Source organism: Polaromonas sp. LjRoot131 (assembly GCF_964252805.1).
Taxonomy (GTDB): Bacteria; Pseudomonadota; Gammaproteobacteria; order Burkholderiales; family Burkholderiaceae_C; genus Polaromonas.
The window spans coordinates 96,203-114,801 of sequence record NZ_CAXUPF020000004.1 but is presented as its reverse complement, the minus strand read 5'-3'; the positions used below and the strand labels follow the sequence as shown (position 1 = coordinate 114,801).

Below are 18,599 nucleotides of genomic sequence, written 5' to 3'. Positions count from 1 at the left end.
TTATGAGCAACACCAACAAACCCCAGGCCGTCGCGCTGGTCACCGGCTCGGGCCGCAACATCGGGCGAGAAATCGCGCTAGGCCTGGCCGCCACGGGTGTGGCCATCGCCGTCAATGTGCGCTCCTCGGCGGCCGAGGGCCAGGCCGTGGTCGATGAAATCATCGCCGCCGGAGGGCAGGCGCTGCTCTGCGTGGCCGACGTGACCGACCAGGCGGCAGTGGCCGCCATGGTGGCCGGCATCGAGTCGGCCTGGGGCCGCCTCGACATCCTGGTCAACAACGCCGCGATCCGCCGTGAAGCCCCGCTTGACAGCATCTCGGCGCGCGACTGGCGCGACACGCTGTCCGTGATCCTGGACGGCGCCTTCTTCTGCACGCAGGCGGCGCTGCCGCTGCTCAGGAAATCTGACCGCGCGGCCGTCGTCAACATTGGTGGCATGACCTCGCACACCGGCGCACCCGAGCGCGTGCACGTGGTCACGGCCAAGGCCGGCCTGGGCGGGCTCACGCGCGCGCTGGCGCACGACTTGTCGCCCGAAGGCATCACGGTCAACTGCGTGTCGCCCGGCATGGTAGACACCCAGCGCGCCACCAGCAGTTCCACCGCCGCGCCCAAGCACCACGCCAAGCACCATCCGCTGCTGGGCCGGCGCGGCACGGCGGCCGAGATCGCCGCTTCGGTGGTCTGGCTGGCCGGGCCGTCGGCGCGCTTTATCACCGGGCAGACCCTGCACGTCAATGGCGGGACCTACCTGAGTGTCTGACAAGGCGGCTCCCGACGCGGCGCCGCAGACGGCGCCCCAGCTCTGGGGCCGCAGGCTGCTGACCTTGGCGGCAGCGGCGGCCGGCGGCTATGCCGCCTTCTCGCTGAAGATCCCGCTGCCCTGGGTGCTGGGCGCCATGATGGGCACGGCCTTGGTGATGCTGCTGGGCGTGGGCGCGCGCCAGCCGCTGCAAGGCCGGCGCGCCGCGCAGATCACCATAGGCACGGCGCTGGGTCTGACGTTTACCCAGGAGGTGATACGCGAGGTCGCGTCGCTGGGCCACTGGATGCTCGCCGGCGCCGCGTTCTCCATCATGCTCACCATGCTGTTCTCGCGTGTGATCCAGCGCCTGGCCGGCATCGACGGGCCCACGGCGATTTATTCGGTGGCAGTCGGCGCCTCGGCCGAAATGGCGCTGCAGGCGCAAAAAGCCGGCGCCGACGGTGCACAGGTCGCCTCGGCCCACGCCATCCGCATCATCCTGGTGGTCACGCTGGCTTCGGTCGTTGCGCACTACAGCGGCGAAAAAGCCGGGCCCTATATTTCAGCGGCCACGCCCGCCATCGGCTGGCAGCTGGCCTTGCTGTCCGTCTTTCTCGCGCCGGCCTGCGGCTGGCTGGCCGAACGCATGCGTGTGCCCAATGCCTGGCTGCTGGGCCCGGTAATCATGGCCGGCTCGTTTGCCGCCTCTGGCGTCAACGGCCGCATGTTCCCCGAGGCGCTGGTTGCAGCGCAGGTGCTCATAGGCTGGAGCCTGGGCCAGCACATGACGCGCCAGTTCTTTATCAAGTCGCCGCGCATGCTGGTCTCGGCCGCCGCGGTCACGCTCAGCATGCTGGCCATCTGTGTGCTGCTGGCCTGGGGCCTGAGCAAGACCGGCGTCATCACGCTGTTGACGGCCTTCCTCGCCGTCGCGCCCGGCGGAACCGCCGAGATGGCCATCATCGCCAAGACCTTTGGCATAGGCGCGCCCATCGTGACGGCGTTTCATTTTTTCCGCGTGATCTCGACAGTGCTGTCTATCCGCTGGGTGTTCAAGTTTCTGGTGCATACCGGCTGGGTGCACGACAAGCCTTCTGCCCAGATTCCTTAAGCAAACTTGCGCCGCGCATCCAGTGCCAGGCCGGCGCCAATGCTGCCGAACAGATCGCCTTCCACGCGCCGCGCATCGGGCAGCAGCGCGGCGATCCTCTGCCGCAGCAAGGGTACGCTGCTGGAGCCACCCGTGAAGAACACCGTGTCTATGCCGGCGGCCTGCACGCCGGCCGTGCGCATCAACTGGCTGACCGTGCGCTCGATGTCGGCCACCAGGTGGGCAATCGATGCATCGAAAGTCTCCCGGCTCAGCGTGAAGCTGTGGCCGGGCTGGATGCGGCCCAGGTCTATCTGCGTGGTGCCGCTTTCCGACAGCGCGATCTTCGCGGCCTCGACCTGCAGCGCCAGCCAGTGGCCGGAGCGTTGGCGCACCAGGTTCATGAGCCGCTCCAGCTTGTCTTTTTCCATCGCCTGGCGGTGCATGTCCTGGATTTCGGGCCAGGCCTTGCGGGTGTAGGCGAAGTTGATGGTGTGCCAGGTGGCCAGGTTGAAGTATTGGGCCGAGGGCATCTGGCGGCCGCTGGCCAGCAGGCTGCCCAGGCCCAGCAGCGGCATGACGCTGGACAGGCTCAGGTATTTGTCGAAGTCGGTGCCGCCTATGTGCACGCCGCCGCTGGCCAGGATGTCTTCGCGGCGGTCGCTTTTCAGCGCGCGGGCCGGCGACAGCCGCACCAGCGAGAAATCCGAGGTGCCGCCGCCGATGTCGACCACCAGCACCAGTTCCTCGCGGTTGATCTGCGACTCGTAGTCGAAGGCCGCCGCGATGGGTTCGAACTGGAAAGCCACCTCCTGGAAGCCCACGGCCCGCGCGATCTCGCCCAGCGTCTCTTCGGCGCGCCGGTCTGCCCCCGCATCGCCGTCGACGAAGAACACCGGACGTCCCATGACGGCGCGGGTAAAGGAGCGGCCCGCGGCCTGCTCGGCGCGCAGCTTGAGCTGGCCTATGAACTGCTCCAGCAGGCGGCGAAACGGGATGGCCTGGCCCATGAGCTCGGTGGACTCGTCCATCATGGAGGTGCCCAGCAGGCTCTTGAGTGAGCGCATCAGCCGGCCTTCATGGCCGCCCAGGTAGTCGGCCAGCGCGGCGCGGCCGTAGCTGGCCTCGAAGTCCTCCGCATGGAAGAACACCACCGAGGGCAGGGTGAGCTTGCCGTCTTCAAGGGGGAGCAGCGCGGGCCGCCCGGGCCGGCTCCAGCCGACGGTGGAATTGGACGTCCCGAAGTCGACGCCGCAGGATTCAGGTGCCATGGCTGCTTATTGGAGTGCCTTGATGATGGCGGCGGTGAAAGAAGCGGTGTTGCCGCTGCCGCGTATGTCGCCGGTGCGCGCGGCCGCATCGCCCAGGGCGGTGGCCGTGGCCTGCTGCATGGACTGCGCGGCGGCCACCGCCTGCGGGATGTTCTTGCGCCGGCCCAGCCAGTCGAGCAGCATGCGCGTCGACTCGATCATGGCGTAGGGGTTGGCGCGGCCGCTGCCCGCGATGTCGGGGGCCGAGCCGTGTGTGGCCTGCGCCATCGCGAAGTCGCCTTCGCCTATGCACAGGCCCGGCGCCATGCCCAGGCCGCCCACCAGCCCGGCGGCTTCGTCGGACAGGATGTCGCCGAACATATTGGTGGTGACCACGACGTCGAAGTTGTGCGGGTCGCGCACCAGGCGCATGGCCATGGTGTCGACGATGACCTCGTTGACGGTGACGTCGGGGTAGTCCTTGGCGGCCTTGTGGCACTCTTCCACAAACATGCCGCAGCCGAGCTTGAACACCGTGTTCTTGTGCACCAGGGTCAGCAGCTTGCGGCGCGAGCGCGCCAGCTCCAGCGCGACGCGCGCCACCTTCTCGCTGGCGGCGCGCGTGATGACGCGCACCGACAGCGTGATCTCGTCGGTGGGCCGGAACTCGCCGGTGCCCAGCAGCATGTTGCGGTCGGGCTGGAAGCCCTCGTTGTTCTCGCGCACGATGATCAGGTCCACGTTGTCGTAGAGGCAGCCGATGTCGGGGTAAGAGCGCGTGGGCCGCACGTTCGCGAAAAGGTTGAAGTGCTTGCGCATGATGGGGTGCGGGTTGATGGCGCCCGCCCCCTTGGGGTAGTCGCGGTGGCCTATGGGCCCCAGCACAAAGCCGTCCATCTTCTGCAGCGCCTCCAGCGTGCCCTCGGGCAGGGTGGAGCCGTGCGTATCGAGTGCCCTGCGGCCCACGGGCATGGGCCGCCAGTCAATGCTGAGCCCTTGCAGGGCGGCGGCGGCGGTCGCCACTTCCACCGAAGCCGGAACGATTTCATGGCCGATGTCGTCGCCGTTCAGGGCGCCGAGGACGAGGTGGGGTTTGTTTGTCATGCGGGCTTTGTCTCTGGGTGACCCGGCTGAGCGCGCGCTTGCCAGGCTGTTTTGGAAAGGCCGGGGGCCGGCCGGAGTGCCCGATGATGCTTGAGCACTTTGTCTATGTAAATTGCAAAGATGCTGAAGTTTGATGCAGCGCGCGCATCAACCCCGGGGCGCCTTGGGCGCCCGCAAGCTCAGGCTTCGAAGCCGCAGGCCCGCCGTGTCGCGGCGTTGCCGGGGCTGGCCAGCATGGCGATGAGCTCACCTGCGGCCTGCGCGTTTTGCGAAGCGGTGCATACCGCCGCCGTGTAGACGGTCGCCAGTTCAAAGGCCTTGGGCAGGGCGGCCACCAGTTCCACGCCGGGCGTGAACAGGATTTCGGTGACCTGGGTGCAGCCGAGCAAGCCGGGCTCGTTGCAGTCCGCCATGGCTTTCATGGCGGCCGCGCCGTTGGGATAAGGCCGCAGCCGGCCGGCCAGTTCGGCATCCAGCCCCAGTTCCCTGAGCACTCGCATGAAGTGGATACCGGCCGTGGCCTTCATCGGGTCGGGAAAATAGAGGCCGCACGCGGCCTGCAGTGCAGCCTTGAGGGCGGCGGCGCTGCCCACGTCGACCGCGGGCTCACCGGTCTTCACGGCCACGCCGGTTTTGACGGCGCCCAGCGGGCGCTCGCTGGCCGCCTGCACATGCCCGCTCTCCGCCAGTTGCGAAATCAGTGCCTGGCTCAGGATGATCACGTCACAGGGCTTGCCTGCCAGCAAGCCGTCCTTCATCAGGCCCACGGCCCCGAAGGTGCCGGCGATCTCAAAGTGGTGTTGCGAGCGAAAGCGGTCCTGCAGTTGCGTGACCAGCCCTTGAGCGGCGCCGCCGCTGAGGAGGTGCAGTATGGAAGGGGAGGGATGCGCCATCGAGCCGCCCTCAATCGACGGTGATGTGGGCGGCCTTGATCACGCCCGCCCATTTGGCGATGTCCTCGCGGGTGTATTTGTCAAAGGCTTCGGGGCTCATCACCATGGGCGTGGCGCCCTGTTTTCCCCAGAGCTGCCTGATCTCCGGCTGGCCGGCGATTTTCGACACGGCCTCGTTGAGCTTGTCGACCACCGCCTTGGGCGTGCCGCGCGGCGCCATCAGGCCCAGCCAGATCGTGGCCTCGTAGCCGGGCACGCCGGCTTCGTGCAGGGTCGGCACATCGGGCAGCACCTCGGAGCGCTGCTTGCCGGTGGTGGCCAGCGCTTTCACCTTGCCGGCCTTGACCTGTTCGGCCATGGTGGTGACGGCGTCGAACATCACGTCGACCTGGCCGCCGATGACGTCGGTGCGCGCGCCGCTGCTGCCGCGGTAGGGGATGTGTACCAGGTACACGCCGGCCATGCTCTTGAAAAGCTCGCCGGCCATATGGTAAGGCGTGCCAGGGCCGGACGAAGCGTAATTGAGCTTGCCGGGCCGCGCTTTGGCATCGGCAATCAGCGCCTTCAGCGTCGAATCCGGCAGCGCCGGTGTGGCCACCAGCACCAGGTCGGAGTAGTTGATGGGCGCCACCGCCACAAAGTCGCGCATCAGCTGAAAGGGCTTGCTGGCGATCAGCGTTTCATTGACAGTGTGCGCATTCGACATCAGCAGCAGGGTGTAGCCGTCGGGCGCGGATTTCGCCGCCGCGTCGGTGCCGATCACCGAGCCCGCGCCGGGCCGGTTGTCCACCACAAACGATTGCCCCAGCGCGTCCTGCAGGCGCTGCGCCATGAAGCGCGCATAGACGTCGGCCGGCCCGCCCGCGGCAAAGGGCACGATGATGCGCACCGGTTTGGCCGGGTAGCTTTGCGCCAGGGCCGGCGTGAGCGCGGCCGTGGAGGCCAGGCCGAATGCGAGAAGAAGGCCGCGAAAGAAGTGCTTGCTCATGGACGTCTCCCAGGATGAAAGAAGCTACTCGACCTTGCCTATGCGTTTCACCACGTCGGCCATGCGCTTTGCGTCGGCCTGCACATACTTTTCAAAGTCCGGGCTGTCCTGGTACAGCACCGGGCTGCCGGCGCCCAGGATCACTTCCTTGACCTTGGCATCCAGCGCGGCGGCTCTGGCCGCGGCGCGCAGGCGCTGTGCGATAGGCTCCGGCGTGCCGGCGGGGATGAAGAGGCCCGACCACTGCGCGTATTCCGCATTGAAACCGGCATTCTTGAGGCTGGGCACCTCGGGCATGGAGGGCAGCACGTCGCTGCCCCAGTGCGCCAGCACGCGCAGCTTGCCGGCCTTGACCTGCTGCAGCACGGTGGCCGGGCCTGAGGACACCGCGTCTATCTGCCCACCCAGCAGCGCCACCACGGCCGGGCCGGCGCCGGTGAAGGGGATGTGCGTGAGCTTGATGCCTGCGTTCTGCGCCAGGATCTCCATGGGCACGTGCATGGTGCCGTAGTTGCCCGACGAGCCGTAGTTGATCGCGCCGGGGCGCTTTTTGGCATCGTCGACAAACTGCTGCACCGTCTTCCAGGGTGCGTCGGCGCGCACCGCGAGCACGGTCGGGTCGGCGGTGTAGCGCGCGATGGGGCGCAGGTCGGTGAGCGCGAACATCGGGGCACGGCCCAGCAGCGCGTCGGCTTCGGGGATCACCGTGAGCGAGGAGAGTGCCATGACAACGGTGTAGCCGTCGGCTTTGGCCTTGGCGGTGTAGCCCATGCCGATGCCGCCGCCCGCGCCGGCCTTGTTTTCGATCACGACCGGCTGGCCGAGGTCGCGCGACATGGCTTCGGCCACCGGCCTTGCCACCAGGTCGGCCAGGCCGCCGGGCGGAAAGGGCACGACCATGGTGATGGGTTTGGCCGGCCAGGCGGATGGGGTGGATTGGGCGGCGCACCAGCCGTGGGATGCCAACAGCAGGGCGGCCAGCAGAAGCGGGCGGGATTTCATGCATTGTCTCCAGACGTGCCGCCGTCAAGGTGCGGGGCTGCTGGAGATACTAGCGACGAGCGGCCGGTTCAGCCTCATCGCAATCCCTATGTGTACGTAGTACCTATCCGATTTATCCGGCTTTACACGACCAGCGGCGTCTCCTGCATGGCCTCGGTCTGCTCTTCGAGCATGTCGACCTGGCCTTTCCAGTAGTCGCTGGAGCCGAACCAGGGGAAATTGATCGGGAAGATGGGGTCGTGCCAGCGCTGCGCCAGCCAGGCGCTGTAGTGCACCAGGCGCAGGGTGCGCAGCGGCTCGATCAGCGCGAGTTCGCGCCGGTCGAATTCGCGGAACTCCTCATAGCCGTCCACCAGCGCGCCCAGCTGCCGGGTGGACTGGGCCCGGTCGCCGGAAACCAGCATCCACAAATCCTGCACGGCCGGGCCGCTGCGGGCGTCGTCGAGGTCGACAAAATGCGGTCCCGCCAGCGGCAGGCCTTCGGGTGTCCACAAGATGTTGCCGGGGTGGCAGTCGCCGTGCAGGCGCAGGGTGCGCACGTCGCCCACGCTTTCAAAAACGGTTTGCGCCACCAGCATGGCTTCGTCAAAGGCCTTGCGCCAACGCGACTCCATGTCCAGCGGGATGTAGCCGTGGGCACCTGGGCCGCCGCCCAGCAGGATGTCGCGCGGGGCAAAGCCGAAAGTCTGCAGGTTGAGTGCCGGGCGATGGGTAAAAGGCTTGGCGCTGCCCACGGTGTGGATGCGCGCGAGGAAGCGGCCAATCCATTCCAGCACCTCGAGGTTGTCGAGTTCGGGCCGGCGCCCGCCGCGGCTGGGCGAGACGCTGAAACTGAAACCGCCGAAGTGGTGCAGTGTGGCGCCGTCCAGCACCAGCGGGCCGACGACGGGAATTTCAGCGGCCATCAGCTCGGCGGCGAAGGCGTGTTCTTCGGTGATCTGCGCGTCGCTCCAGCGGTCGGGGCGGTAGAACTTGGCGACGACCACGTCGCCGGCCAGGTCGGCATCACCCACCGGGCTTTCCAGGTGCACCTGGTAGACGCGGTTTTCGTAGCTGGACAGCGCCATCAGGCGGCCGTCGCCCAGCAAGCCCACGCTGGCCAGCGCGTCGAGCACGCGGTCAGGGGTCAGCGTCTCGTATGCATGCAGCGCGGCGCTGGCGGGGGCTTGGCTTTTGTCGGTCATGCCCTGATTGTCGGCGCAGATGCCGGCCCCAGCCAGCGCGGCTTGTAAACGCCTGTGCGGGCGGGGGCTGCGCGCCGCTCAGGGCTGCAGGATGTGGCCGGTGCGCGGGTCGCCCTTGCCGGTGAGCACTTCGCGGTACACCGCCTCCAGCGATGCCTGGCCGGCATGCCGCTGGGGAACCAGCCAGGGCGGCTGTGCGCCGGTCACTTGCAGCGTGAAGTCCTGCCAGGCTTGCGCCAGTTGCCGGCCGAAGGCTTCGGCGCCCCAATCGGCGACGCGTTTTTTGACCTGGGCCGGCGCGAAAAACAGCACAGGCCTGGGGCCCGGCAAATCCCGGCTGCCGCCCTTGGCCGCCAGTTCGTCGACATGGGTGCCGCCTATGGAGCAGTTGTAGCGGAGCTGGCCAAATCGGCCGTGGATGCGCTGGCGCAGCCCGGCATTGCCCGCGAAGTCGACGTAAATACAGGGCGTATCGGCGGCGATGCCGTCCAGCTCTTCATACGCCAGCACGCGGTGGTAGCAGCCCAGGCTTTCACAAAAGGCCTTGTTGCCCCGCGAAGTCAGGCCCACAACCTCCAGGCCAGTCCGCCTGGCGAGCTGGAAGGCCGTGCCGTAAGCGGTCTTGCTCGATGCGCTGGACAGCAGCAGCGTGGTGCCCCCGCCGAAGAAATCGTTGTCCGCCAGGAAATCGTCAATCAGGAAGGAAGTGATGAACAGCGGGCGCAGCAGCGACTGCACGTCCTCGGTGGCCGCGTCGTAAAACGGGTCCGTGCTGCAGCGCATGTACTGGTTGTAGACCACCGGCAGCGCCTGCCGGTGCGCGGCGCCGTCAAAGAAACCTGAGGGCGTGACGCGTGCCGGTTGCACCACCAGCTCGCTGCCCATGGGGTAGTAGCCGTAAAACTTTTCCCCCACGGCAAGGCCTTCGCATAAGGATTCCGTCACCACGGCGAAACCCCAGACCGGGATGCAGCCCCAGCCCTCTTCGCCGGTCGGGAAAAACTGCCAGTAATTCATCGCCTCGCCGAAAGCCGCGTAGGTGATGTTGTTGGCGGTGAGGGCGAAGGACTCAATGCCGAGCCGCGCCTGGCCGGGCGCCAATGGCATGGGTGCGGTGGCTTGCCAGCGGGTTTGGGACAAAGCGTCTTTGCGGACCTGGAATGTGCTGGTGGTGACTGCGGTGTTCATGCACGACACCGTAAATGAAACGGCCCGCCGGTTCAACACCGGCGGGCCGCTTTGGTGACAGCAAGTTGCCTTGCCCGTCGGTTTGATTACTTGAGGGTAATCGTGACGTCGATGTTGCCGCGGGTCGCGTTGGAGTAAGGGCAGACTTGATGCGCTGCGTCGACCAGGGCCTGGGCGGCGGCGCGGTCCATGCCGGGCAGGGTCACGTCCAGGCGCACGGCGATGCCGTAGCCGTTGGGGATCTTGCCCAGGTCAACGCTGGAGTCGATGGACACGTCGGCGGGCACGTCGATCTTCTTCATGCCGCCGACAGCCTTCATCGCGCCGATGAAGCAGGCTGCGTAGCCGGCCGCGAACAGCTGCTCAGGGTTGGTGCCGGTGCCCGAGGTGCCGGGCGAGCTCAGCGTGACGTCCAGGCGGCCGTCGTCGGTCTTGGATTTGCCGTCACGGCCGCCGGTGGTGTGGGCGTGGGCGGTGTAGAGAACTTTTTCGAGCGTGGTCATGGTGGCTTCCTTTGGAGATACCCCGGTTCGGGGCGGGTTAAAAATCAGTGAGAGGGTGAAAGGGATCAGGCGGTGAGGCGCTTGCGGAAAGACTGGACCTGCTGCGTCAGCGACACGAGTTCCGGGATCGAGCATTGCGTGGCGCTCAGGATGCAGCCGGGGATCTTTGCGGCCTTGGCCTTGAGCTTGCGGCCCTCGGCCGTCAGCGTGATGTGCACGCGGCGCTCATCCTGCACGGCGCGCAGGCGCGAGACCAGGCCGGCGGTTTCCATGCGTTTGAGCAGCGGGGTCAGCGTGCCTGAATCCAGGTACAGGCGTTCGCCGAGTTCGGAGACCGTGAGGCCGTCCTGCTCCCACAGCACCAGCATCGCGAGGTATTGCGGGTAGGTCAGGCCCAAGTCCTCGAGCAGCGGCTTGTAGAGCTTGGTCATGGCCAGCGAGGTGGAATACAGCGCGAAACACAGCTGGTTGTCCAGCTGCAGCATGGCGTCCACGGTGTCGGTTTTGTTTGGCATGGGTTGAATTGTAGCTCACAATTAAATTGTGTGCAAGTTAATTTGTTGGAAGATGTTTCAAGCGTTTCTGGCGTGCCGGGACTCGGCTATCGGTACAGGGCGGAGCCCCAAAAGAAAAAGGCCTCAAAACCGGAGTTTTGAAGCCTTTCGGGCTTTGCTCAGCGCGAAGCTGAGAGAGCGGGTGTACAGCGGCATCTCTGCCGCTGACGGGGTTTGCAGGGCTTAGTAGCCGCCGCGGCCGCCGCCACCACCGCCGTAGCCGCCACCGCCGCCGGAACGGCCACCACCGCCGCCGCCGTAGCCGCCACCGCCGGAGCGATCGCCACCACCGCCACCGCCGCCGTAGCCGCCACCACCGCCGCCGAAGCCGCCGGTACGGGGAGGACGTGCCTCCATCGGACGGGCTTCATTCACGGTGATGCTGCGGCCGCCGAGGGACTGGCCGTTCATGCCGGTGATTGCAGCTTGCGCTTCGGCATCGTTGCCCATTTCGACAAAGCCAAAGCCCTTGGAGCGACCGGTGTCGCGTTCCATCATGACTTTAGCGCTGGTGACAGCGCCGAATTGACCAAAAGATTGTTGCAGATCTTCGTCGCGAACCGAGTAAGGCAGGTTGCCGACGTAAAGTTTGTTGCCCATGGAGGGACTCCTCAAAAACACATAAAAACAAAAAGCGATGGGGTCCCGAAAGCACAACAAACCAAAAAGTACCGCCGTAGCGCGCGAAACTGACCGATCACCAACTTGTACGGGTTTTTGCAACCCGAACTGGTGGATTATGCGCCTATAACAGGCTGAGCGCCTTTTTTCGTCGTTTTTTGGCTGTTTCCGCTTCCCTCGCCCTCTGGGAGAGGGCGTCATGGCCGGTCAAAAGGCTTTTGCACCGCCTGGGATAAGGCCCTGCAGCGCCCCACTAAACTTGGGGCCATGCAGACCCCCAGCACCGCGCGCGCCGCAAAACCTTCAAAAAATGCCGGAAAACCCGCACCCGCCGCCCAGGCCATTGAAGAGCTGCGCCCGGGGCAGTCGATCGAGCTGCTGAAAGAGCTGCACATCCTCACGCGTGAGGGCAAGCTCAACCAGGACACCCGGCGCAAGCTCAAGCAGGTCTATCACCTGTATCAATTCATAGAACCCCTGCTCAATGAAGTCGCGGCCCAGAAATCAAACTTCACGCTGGCCGACCACGGCGCCGGCAAGTCCTACCTGGGTTTTATCCTTTACGACCTGTTCTTCAACGTGGCGCACGCAGGCGAGCCCATGGCCGGCCATGTTTACGGGATTGAGACTCGCGCCGAGCTGGTCGACAAATCACGCAGCCTGGCCGCGCGCCTGGGTTTTGCGCGCATGTCTTTCCTGAACTTGACGGTGCAGGAGGCCACAACGTCGACCGAGCTGCCGCCCACCATCGACATCGTCACCGCGCTGCACGCCTGCGACACCGCCACCGACGACGCAATCGCCTTCGGTTTGGCCAAAGGTGCGCGCCACATGGTGCTGGTGCCCTGCTGCCAGGCCGAGGTTGCCGGCGTGCTGAAGAAAAGCCGCGCCCTTTCGCTGGCCAAGACCCCGCTGGCCGAACTTTGGCGGCATCCGCTGCACACGCGCGAATTCGGCAGCCAGATCACCAACGTGCTGCGCTGCCTGCAGCTTGAAGCCAACGGCTACCAGGTCACCGTGACTGAGCTGGTGGGCTGGGAGCATTCGATGAAGAACGAGCTGATCCTGGCCAGCCGTCCCACCCAAGCCCAGGCCGGCAAAACCCGCGCGGCGCAAGCGCGCTTGCGCGAGGTGCTCGACGAGCTGGGCCTGGGCGAGCTGACGGCGCGCTTCGCCGTCACAGCCGAAGCCGCCTAGGCCAGGCTGCGGCGTTCCGCGGCCAATTGCCGGATATTCGCGATCAAGGCCTGCTGCGCTGTCGTAGGTGCCATGTCGGCGCGCAAGGTCAGCCCCACCAATTCCTCCGTCCCGGCCATGCTCATGGGCAACTGCAGCAGCGCACCGCTGTCCAGGTCCGGCCGTACCGCGCCCAGCGGCGAGACCCAGACCGCGTCGCTTTGCAAGGTGTAGCCGCGCGCAATCGACACCGATAGCGTCTCGATGGTGCGCGCCGGCAAGGCCAGGCCGCGCGTCAGGAAAAACCCGTCCGCCGTGTGGCGGATCGCCGTGCCCTGTGTGGGCAAGATCACCGTGAAGGCCTGCAGCCCCGCCAGCAGATCGATTTTGGGGGCGCCTTGCGCCTGCAGCGGATGGCCGGGGCGCACTGCCAGCACCAGCGGGTCGGCATACAGGTGCTCAAAACTCAGGCCCAGCATGTGGGCCGGCTCAGCAAAGCGGCCTATGACCAGGTCCAGTTCGCGCTGCCGCAGCCGCGCCAGCAGTTCGGGGTTGGCGCCGGTGTGTATGCGCAGGCTGGTGTGCATGTCCGCCTGGGCTTCGGCATCCTGCCGCAGCAGCAGTTGCGGCAGCAGCCAGGGCGCGACCGTGGGCAGCACGCCGATGGCGACCACGGCATTGCCCTGGCGCCGCGTTTGCGCCACGCTGGCCACGGCTTCGCGCAGCGCACTCACACTGGCGCCGGCGTGGCGCAAAAAAGCCTCGCCCTCGCGCGTAGTCACCGCGCCCCGGCGCCCGCGCTCAAACAGGCGCACGGCCAGCAGGTCTTCAAGTTCTTTCAGGGTTTTGGAGACGGCCGGTTGGGTGATCGCCAGCACGTCGGCCGCCTTTTGCAGACTGCCATGCTGCGCCACCGCCAGGAAACACTGCAAATGCCGGTATTTGATGCGTTCATCGACCATGCCGAGATTTAACCACCATCGGCCAATTTGGTTATGGATAAGCCGAAAAAATGTCAATATACATAACCATTCGGTGCGATTAAAGTGGCTCCAGCGCCGGAAGTCGCCGCCTAAGGCATCCAGGCAGCCCATCTGACCCACGGAGACACCCACCATGAAACCCGACCTGAACACCAGCTTTCTCGCCCCGCGTGACTGGACCAGCCATTCGCCCCATATCTACCCGGGCTACAAGTCCACCCTGCTGCGCGGCCCCAAACAGCCGCTGGTCCCGATCAAGCAGGCGCTGGCCCAGCTCAATGCGCCGGTCTACGGCATCGAACAGTTTGGCCCGCTCGACAACGACCTGACGAAGAACGCCGTCATGAACGGCGACCCGCTGGGCGAACGCATCATCGTCACCGGCCGTGTAATGGACGAAGACGGCCGGCCCGTACGCAACACACTGGTCGAAGTCTGGCAGGCCAACGCGGCCGGCCGCTACGTGCACAAGGTCGACCAGCACGACGCGCCGCTGGACCCCAACTTCCTGGGCGCCGGCCGCTGCATGACCGACAACGAAGGCCGCTACAGCTTCAAGACCATCAAGCCCGGCGCCTACCCCTGGGGCAACCACCCCAACGCCTGGCGGCCGCAGCACATCCACTTTTCGCTGTTCGGTGATTACTTCGCGAGCCGCCTGGTCACGCAGATGTATTTCCCCGGCGATCCGCTGCTCAGCTACGACCCCATGTACATGGGCGCGCCCGAAGGCGTGCGCGATCTGATGGTCTCCAAATTCAGCCTCGACGTGACCCAGCCCGATTACGCGCTTGGGTATGTGTTCGACATCGTGCTGCGCGGCCCCAAGGCCACGCGTTTTGAATAAGCGGCAGGAAGACATCACCATGAGCCAACTCAAACAAACCCCTTCGCAAACCGTCGGCCCCTTCTTTGCCTACGGCCTCACGCCCACGCAATATGGCTACGACCTCAAAAGCCTGTTCACGCCCGTGCTGGCCCAGCCCAACGCGCAGGGCGAACACATACGCATCACCGGCCAGGTGTTTGACGGCGCCGGCAACGCCATCATGGACGCCATGGTCGAGATCGCCCAGCCCGACGGCAGCGGCCAGCCCATCACCTCGGTGGCGGATGCCGAAGCGCGCGGCTTCACCGGCTTCGGCCGTTGCGGCACCGGCACCCTGCCGCAAAGCCACTACGAATTCTTCACCGTCAAGCCCGGCGTGGCGGCGGTGGGCCAGGCGCCCTTCATCAATGTCTGCGTGACCATGCGCGGCCTGCTGGTGCATACCTTTACGCGCATCTACTTTGAGGATGAGGCGCAAGCCAACGGCAAGGATGCGGTGCTGGCGAGTGTGCCGGCGGCACGGCGGGGGACCCTGGTGGCTAAGCGTGCAGTGACGGGTGCCGGGCCGCAGTACCGCTTTGACATCCATATACAGGGCGACAGGGAAACGGTGTTCTTCGACCTCTGAGCGCGTGGGGACTTGTGAGGCCCCGGTGTGACAGGCCGGGTGCGAAAGGGCTATAAAAACGGTTTCCCCCAAGGGAGACCTGCATGACGATTGAACTCGACCACACCATCGTTTCAGCCCGCGACAAGGTGGCCTCGGCCCGGCAGCTCGCGGAACTGCTGGGCGTGCCCTGGGCGCCCACGGCCCTGGGACCCTTCTCCGCCGTCTACGTCAACGAAGGCCTGACACTGGACTTCATCGACACGGACGAGGACTTTCCCGTCCAGCACTTCTGCTTTCGTGTCAGCCCGCAAGAGTTCGACGCCATCCTGGGCCGAATCCAGGCGGCCGGCATTCCCTATCGCAGCACGGTGCGCGGCCCCATGGACAGTCAGGTCGACACGCAGTTCGGCGGCAAGGGTGTTTACTGGAACGAGCCCGAGGGCCACCAGTGGGAAATGCTGACAGTGAGTTATGCCCGGCAGTGAAGGGGCTCAATCCTCGCCGTAATCATGGTCCGGGTGATTGACGGTGCCCAGTTTCCAGTAACCGCGGCCCACAATGCGGCTGCGCTCCACGCCGAGTTCTTCAATCAGCAACTGGCGTAAGCGACGCATGGCCGCGGCCTCGCAAGCCAAATAGATACGCGCATCGGCCGCGGGCGCGCCGGTCTTGCGTAGGGCGGCTTCCAGCGCGGTGCCGGCCTGGGTGTTGTCGGCGCCGCGCGCCACCCAGCGGGCGTCCACCTTCGCGGCGCTTTGCAGCAGCCGCTCTTCGGCAGCATCGACCACTTCGACCAGCACCTGCGCCTGCGCACTTGCGGGCAAGGCGGCCAGGATGGTTTCAAACGCGGGCAGGGCGCTGTCGTCGCCTATCAGCAGGTGCAGGGGCGCATCCAGCGCGAGTTTGTAGCCGGGGCCTGGCCCCATCAAAAACAGCACCTGGCCCGCCTGAGCCTGCGCGGCCCAGGTGGAGGCGGGGCCGTCGCCGTGCAGCACAAAGTCGACGTCGACCTCGTGCACGTCGGCGCGCACGGCCAGCGGCGTGTAAGTGCGCATGGACTTCGGCCTAGGCCCGTCGGGCAACGGGCGATCCGGCTCTGTCTGGCCGGGCTCGGGAAAAATCAGCTTCATATAGCTGGCCGGGTCGTTGACCTCAAAGCCTTCAAGTTCCGCGCCTTGCAAGGTGATGCGGCGCATCAGCGGGCTCAAAGTCTGCACACGGGTGACCTGCACGCGGCGCGGCGGACGGCGTTTGCGCGGGGCGGCCTCGGGTGCGGGAGCGGATGGGGAAGCGGGTAGGGTGGACATACGGGTCTTTCGGGTGGCGGCACATCAAGGCCGCTGGAGGTGAAGTGTTCTAGTTGAGAATAATTATCATCTGACGGCAATATCCGGTCCTGGGCAAGGGCAAACGTCCTACCCAGGCGCGCGGGGCCGGTGCAGTAAAGTAAGCCCAGGTGCCTGCCATTGCCGTCGCCTTTCCCACTTCCCTCTTCAGCGCTTACCCATACCTCTATCTATGACAACTTTCGGAACCCCCTTGTCCCCCCATGCCACCAAAGTCATGCTGCTCGGCTCCGGCGAGCTGGGCAAGGAGGTGCTGATCGCGCTGCAGCGACTCGGTGTGGAGACCATCGCCACCGACCGCTACGAGAACGCGCCGGGCCAGCAGGTGGCCCACCATGCGCGCACCATCACCATGAGCGACCCGGCCCAGCTCAAGGCTCTGATTGAAAAAGAAAAACCCGACCTGGTCGTGCCCGAGATCGAGGCCATCGCCACGGCCATGCTGGAAGAACTCGAAGCCGCCGGCACGGTACGCGTGATCCCCACGGCCCGCGCCGCGCGCCTGACCATGGACCGCGAGGGCATACGCCGCCTCGCCGCCGAAACCCTGGGCCTGCCGACCAGCCCCTATGTGTTCTGCGATTCGCTGGAGGAATTGCAGGCCGCCATCGATTCGACCACCGGCTACCCCTGCATCGTCAAACCGGTGATGAGCTCCTCGGGCAAGGGCCAGAGCAAGATCGCCGGGCCGGCCGACGTGAAAAAAGCCTGGGACTACGCCATGGCCGGCGGCCGCGTGAGCCACGGCCGCGTGATCGTCGAAGGGTTTATCGACTTCGACTACGAGATCACCCAGCTCACGGTGCGTGCGATGGGCGCCGACGGCAAGATTGAAACCCACTTCTGCGAGCCGATCGGCCACGTCCAGGTCAGCGGTGATTATGTGGAAAGCTGGCAGCCGCATCCCATGCGCCCGGCCGCGCTGCAAAAAAGCCGCGACATCTGCAAGGCCGTGACCGACAACCTGGGTGGACAAGGCCTGTTTGGCGTCGAACTGTTCGTCAAGGGCGAGGACGTCTGGTTCAGCGAAGTGAGCCCGCGCCCGCACGACACCGGCATGGTCACGATGTGCACCCAGTGGCAGAACGAGTTCGAGCTGCACGCGCGCGCCATCCTCGGCCTGCCGGTCAACACCGCGCTCAAGAGCCCGGGCGCCAGCGCCGTGATTTACGGCGGCGTCGACGCCGAGGGCATTGTGTTCGACGGCGTGGCCGAGGCGCTGCGTGTGCCCAACTCCGACATCCGCCTTTTCGGCAAGCCCGAGAGTTTTGTGAAACGCCGCATGGGCGTGGCGCTGGCTTTCGACGCCGACGTGGAGACGGCGCGCATCAACGCCAAAACCGCCGCTGCCCTGGTGCGGCCGCGCAAGGCCGGCTGACACGGGAGGCAGAGGGCATGACCGGAACCGTCGCGCCATGAATTTCGGTGAACTCCGCCTTCTGGAGGACGCCGCCTGGCGCGTGCTGTTCTCGGCGGTGGTGGCCGTGGTGCTGGCCTTGGTGGTGCACCGCGTCGGCGCGGCGGTGATCTGGCGCATCACGCGCAAGCTGCCGATTTCCAGCGCGGTGGCGCGCCGCAGCTGGCGGCCCACGCGTTTTGTGCTGCCGCTGATCGCGCTGCAGGCCGTCTGGCAGGCAGCGCCCGACGCGCTGCCGCTGATTTCGCAGGTGCGCCACGGCAACATCCTGCTGCTGCTGGCCACCATCACCTGGCTGGCGCTGCGCGCCATCGACGGCGTGGCCCAAGGTGTGGTCGGCCAGCATTCGGTCGAGGTGGAGGACAACCTCAACGCGCGCCGCATCCATACCCAGACGCGGCTGCTCGCGCGCACGGCAGGCTTCATGGTGCTGATCGCGGGCCTGTCAATGATGCTGATGACCTTCCCCGGCGCGCGCCAGCTGGGTGCCAGCCTGCTGGCCTCGGCCGGTGTGATCGGCATCGTGGCCGGTATCGCGGCCCGCCCGGTGTTCAGCAACCTGATCGCCGGCCTGCAGCTCGCGCTGGCCCAGCCGCTGCGCATCGACGACGTCCTCATCGTGCAGGGCGAATGGGGCCGCGTCGAGGAAATCACCGGCACCTACGTGGTGCTCAAGATCTGGGACGAGCGGCGCATGATCATCCCGCTGCAGTGGTTTATCGAAAACCCCTTCCAGAACTGGACGCGCAACAGCGCGCAGATCATAGGCACCGTGTTCGTCTGGGTGGACTACCGCATGCCGCTGGAGCCTTTGCGCCAGGCCGCGCGCCGCGCCTGCGAAGCGGCGCCCGAATGGGACAGGCGCCTGTGCCTTTTGCAGGTGGTGGAGGCCGGCGAGCGCAGCATGCAGCTGCGCCTGCTTGTCACCTCGGGCAACTCCGGCCTCAACTGGGACTTGCGCTGCAAGTTGCGCGAGGCGCTGGTGGACTTCATGCAGCGCGAGTACCCGCAGTTTTTGCCGATGATGCGGGCCGAGATCACGCAAGCCGGCGAAGGCTCGCAGGGTTCAAAAGCCACCGGCGAACTGCCCACGCAGGCCTGAATCCAGAAGCTTT

At 66.1% G+C, this 18,599-nt stretch carries 20 protein-coding genes; 8 read left to right on the top strand and 12 right to left on the bottom strand.

Features of this window, described 5'->3' with window-relative positions; genetic code table 11:
- Positions 1-2 precede the first annotated feature (2 nt).
- Together ACSQ27_RS18050 and ACSQ27_RS18045 are read left to right on the top strand one after the other, a co-directional pair.
- Entirely contained in the window at positions 3-764 is a 762-nt protein-coding gene (locus ACSQ27_RS18050; RefSeq protein ID WP_436156875.1) for an SDR family NAD(P)-dependent oxidoreductase, read from the top strand.
- Positions 757-1,857 (top strand): AbrB family transcriptional regulator, encoded by a 1,101-nt coding sequence (locus tag ACSQ27_RS18045; protein WP_436156874.1) that lies wholly within the window; start codon positions 757-759, stop codon positions 1,855-1,857. The genes ACSQ27_RS18050 and ACSQ27_RS18045 overlap by 8 nt, the downstream gene beginning before the upstream one ends.
- Here ACSQ27_RS18045 and ACSQ27_RS18040 read toward each other — a convergent pair.
- From ACSQ27_RS18040 to ACSQ27_RS17995, 10 genes are all read right to left on the bottom strand, one after another.
- Positions 1,854-3,107, bottom strand: coding sequence for an Hsp70 family protein (locus tag ACSQ27_RS18040; protein ID WP_436156873.1), 1,254 nt, complete (start codon positions 3,105-3,107; stop codon positions 1,854-1,856). The two genes, ACSQ27_RS18045 and ACSQ27_RS18040, sit on opposite strands and share 4 nt — an antisense overlap.
- 6 nt (positions 3,108-3,113) lie before the next feature.
- Positions 3,114-4,190 (bottom strand): isocitrate/isopropylmalate dehydrogenase family protein, encoded by a 1,077-nt coding sequence (locus ACSQ27_RS18035; protein WP_436156872.1) that lies wholly within the window; start codon positions 4,188-4,190, stop codon positions 3,114-3,116.
- A 179-nt stretch (positions 4,191-4,369) separates the two neighbouring features.
- Positions 4,370-5,083 carry a molybdate ABC transporter substrate-binding protein gene (locus ACSQ27_RS18030; RefSeq protein ID WP_436156871.1) on the bottom strand — a complete coding sequence of 238 codons (714 nt, stop codon included), beginning with the start codon at positions 5,081-5,083 and terminating at the stop codon, positions 4,370-4,372.
- A gap of 10 nt (positions 5,084-5,093) precedes the next feature.
- Positions 5,094-6,071, bottom strand: a complete 978-nt coding sequence (locus ACSQ27_RS18025; RefSeq protein WP_436156870.1) for a tripartite tricarboxylate transporter substrate binding protein — start codon at positions 6,069-6,071, stop codon at positions 5,094-5,096.
- 24 nt (positions 6,072-6,095) lie between these two features.
- The gene (locus ACSQ27_RS18020; protein WP_436156869.1) at positions 6,096-7,073 is read right to left on the bottom strand and encodes a tripartite tricarboxylate transporter substrate binding protein; all 978 of its coding nucleotides are present in this window, start codon (positions 7,071-7,073) and stop codon (positions 6,096-6,098) included.
- Positions 7,074-7,195: 122 nt separating this feature from the next.
- Complete coding sequence (locus ACSQ27_RS18015) at positions 7,196-8,257, bottom strand: serine/threonine protein kinase (protein WP_436156868.1); 1,062 nt, start codon at positions 8,255-8,257, stop codon at positions 7,196-7,198.
- A gap of 78 nt (positions 8,258-8,335) precedes the next feature.
- Positions 8,336-9,445: a DUF2855 family protein gene (locus tag ACSQ27_RS18010; protein ID WP_436156867.1), complete on the bottom strand. Its 1,110-nt coding sequence runs from the start codon at positions 9,443-9,445 to the stop codon at positions 8,336-8,338.
- A gap of 86 nt (positions 9,446-9,531) precedes the next feature.
- On the bottom strand, positions 9,532-9,948 hold the full coding sequence (locus ACSQ27_RS18005) for an organic hydroperoxide resistance protein (RefSeq protein ID WP_007865659.1): 417 nt from the start codon (positions 9,946-9,948) through the stop codon (positions 9,532-9,534).
- 65 nt (positions 9,949-10,013) lie between these two features.
- A complete protein-coding gene (locus ACSQ27_RS18000; protein ID WP_436156866.1) occupies positions 10,014-10,463 on the bottom strand; it encodes a MarR family winged helix-turn-helix transcriptional regulator in 450 nt (149 codons plus the stop codon).
- Between the two features lie 222 nt (positions 10,464-10,685).
- The gene (locus ACSQ27_RS17995; RefSeq protein WP_436156865.1) at positions 10,686-11,102 is read right to left on the bottom strand and encodes an RNA recognition motif domain-containing protein; all 417 of its coding nucleotides are present in this window, start codon (positions 11,100-11,102) and stop codon (positions 10,686-10,688) included.
- Between the two features lie 288 nt (positions 11,103-11,390).
- On the opposite strand from ACSQ27_RS17995, the gene ACSQ27_RS17990 reads away from it, so the two are divergent.
- Positions 11,391-12,320: a class I SAM-dependent methyltransferase gene (locus ACSQ27_RS17990; RefSeq protein WP_436156864.1), complete on the top strand. Its 930-nt coding sequence runs from the start codon at positions 11,391-11,393 to the stop codon at positions 12,318-12,320.
- Here the strand turns inward: ACSQ27_RS17990 and pcaQ are convergent.
- Positions 12,317-13,261, bottom strand: a complete 945-nt coding sequence (gene pcaQ, locus ACSQ27_RS17985; RefSeq protein WP_436156863.1) for a pca operon transcription factor PcaQ — start codon at positions 13,259-13,261, stop codon at positions 12,317-12,319. The genes ACSQ27_RS17990 and pcaQ overlap by 4 nt on opposite strands.
- 154 nt (positions 13,262-13,415) lie before the next feature.
- On the opposite strand from pcaQ, the gene pcaH reads away from it, so the two are divergent.
- The 3 genes from pcaH (at position 13,416) to ACSQ27_RS17970 (ending at position 15,206) form a co-directional block, all read left to right on the top strand.
- Positions 13,416-14,129: a protocatechuate 3,4-dioxygenase subunit beta gene (gene pcaH, locus ACSQ27_RS17980; RefSeq protein ID WP_436156862.1), complete on the top strand. Its 714-nt coding sequence runs from the start codon at positions 13,416-13,418 to the stop codon at positions 14,127-14,129.
- 19 nt (positions 14,130-14,148) lie between these two features.
- Complete coding sequence (gene pcaG / locus ACSQ27_RS17975) at positions 14,149-14,739, top strand: protocatechuate 3,4-dioxygenase subunit alpha (protein ID WP_436156861.1); 591 nt, start codon at positions 14,149-14,151, stop codon at positions 14,737-14,739.
- 83 nt (positions 14,740-14,822) lie between these two features.
- Positions 14,823-15,206 carry a VOC family protein gene (locus ACSQ27_RS17970; protein WP_436156860.1) on the top strand — a complete coding sequence of 128 codons (384 nt, stop codon included), beginning with the start codon at positions 14,823-14,825 and terminating at the stop codon, positions 15,204-15,206.
- A gap of 6 nt (positions 15,207-15,212) precedes the next feature.
- On the opposite strand, the gene ACSQ27_RS17965 is transcribed toward ACSQ27_RS17970, so the two are convergent.
- On the bottom strand, positions 15,213-16,028 hold the full coding sequence (locus tag ACSQ27_RS17965) for a siderophore-interacting protein (RefSeq protein ID WP_436156859.1): 816 nt from the start codon (positions 16,026-16,028) through the stop codon (positions 15,213-15,215).
- Between the two features lie 211 nt (positions 16,029-16,239).
- Here ACSQ27_RS17965 and purT point away from each other — a divergent pair, with 211 nt between their 5' ends.
- Together purT and ACSQ27_RS17955 are read left to right on the top strand one after the other, a co-directional pair.
- Positions 16,240-17,445, top strand: a complete 1,206-nt coding sequence (gene purT / locus ACSQ27_RS17960; RefSeq protein WP_436156858.1) for a formate-dependent phosphoribosylglycinamide formyltransferase — start codon at positions 16,240-16,242, stop codon at positions 17,443-17,445.
- Positions 17,446-17,482: 37 nt separating this feature from the next.
- Entirely contained in the window at positions 17,483-18,586 is a 1,104-nt protein-coding gene (locus ACSQ27_RS17955) for a mechanosensitive ion channel family protein (RefSeq protein WP_436156857.1), read from the top strand.
- Positions 18,587-18,599 lie beyond the last annotated feature (13 nt).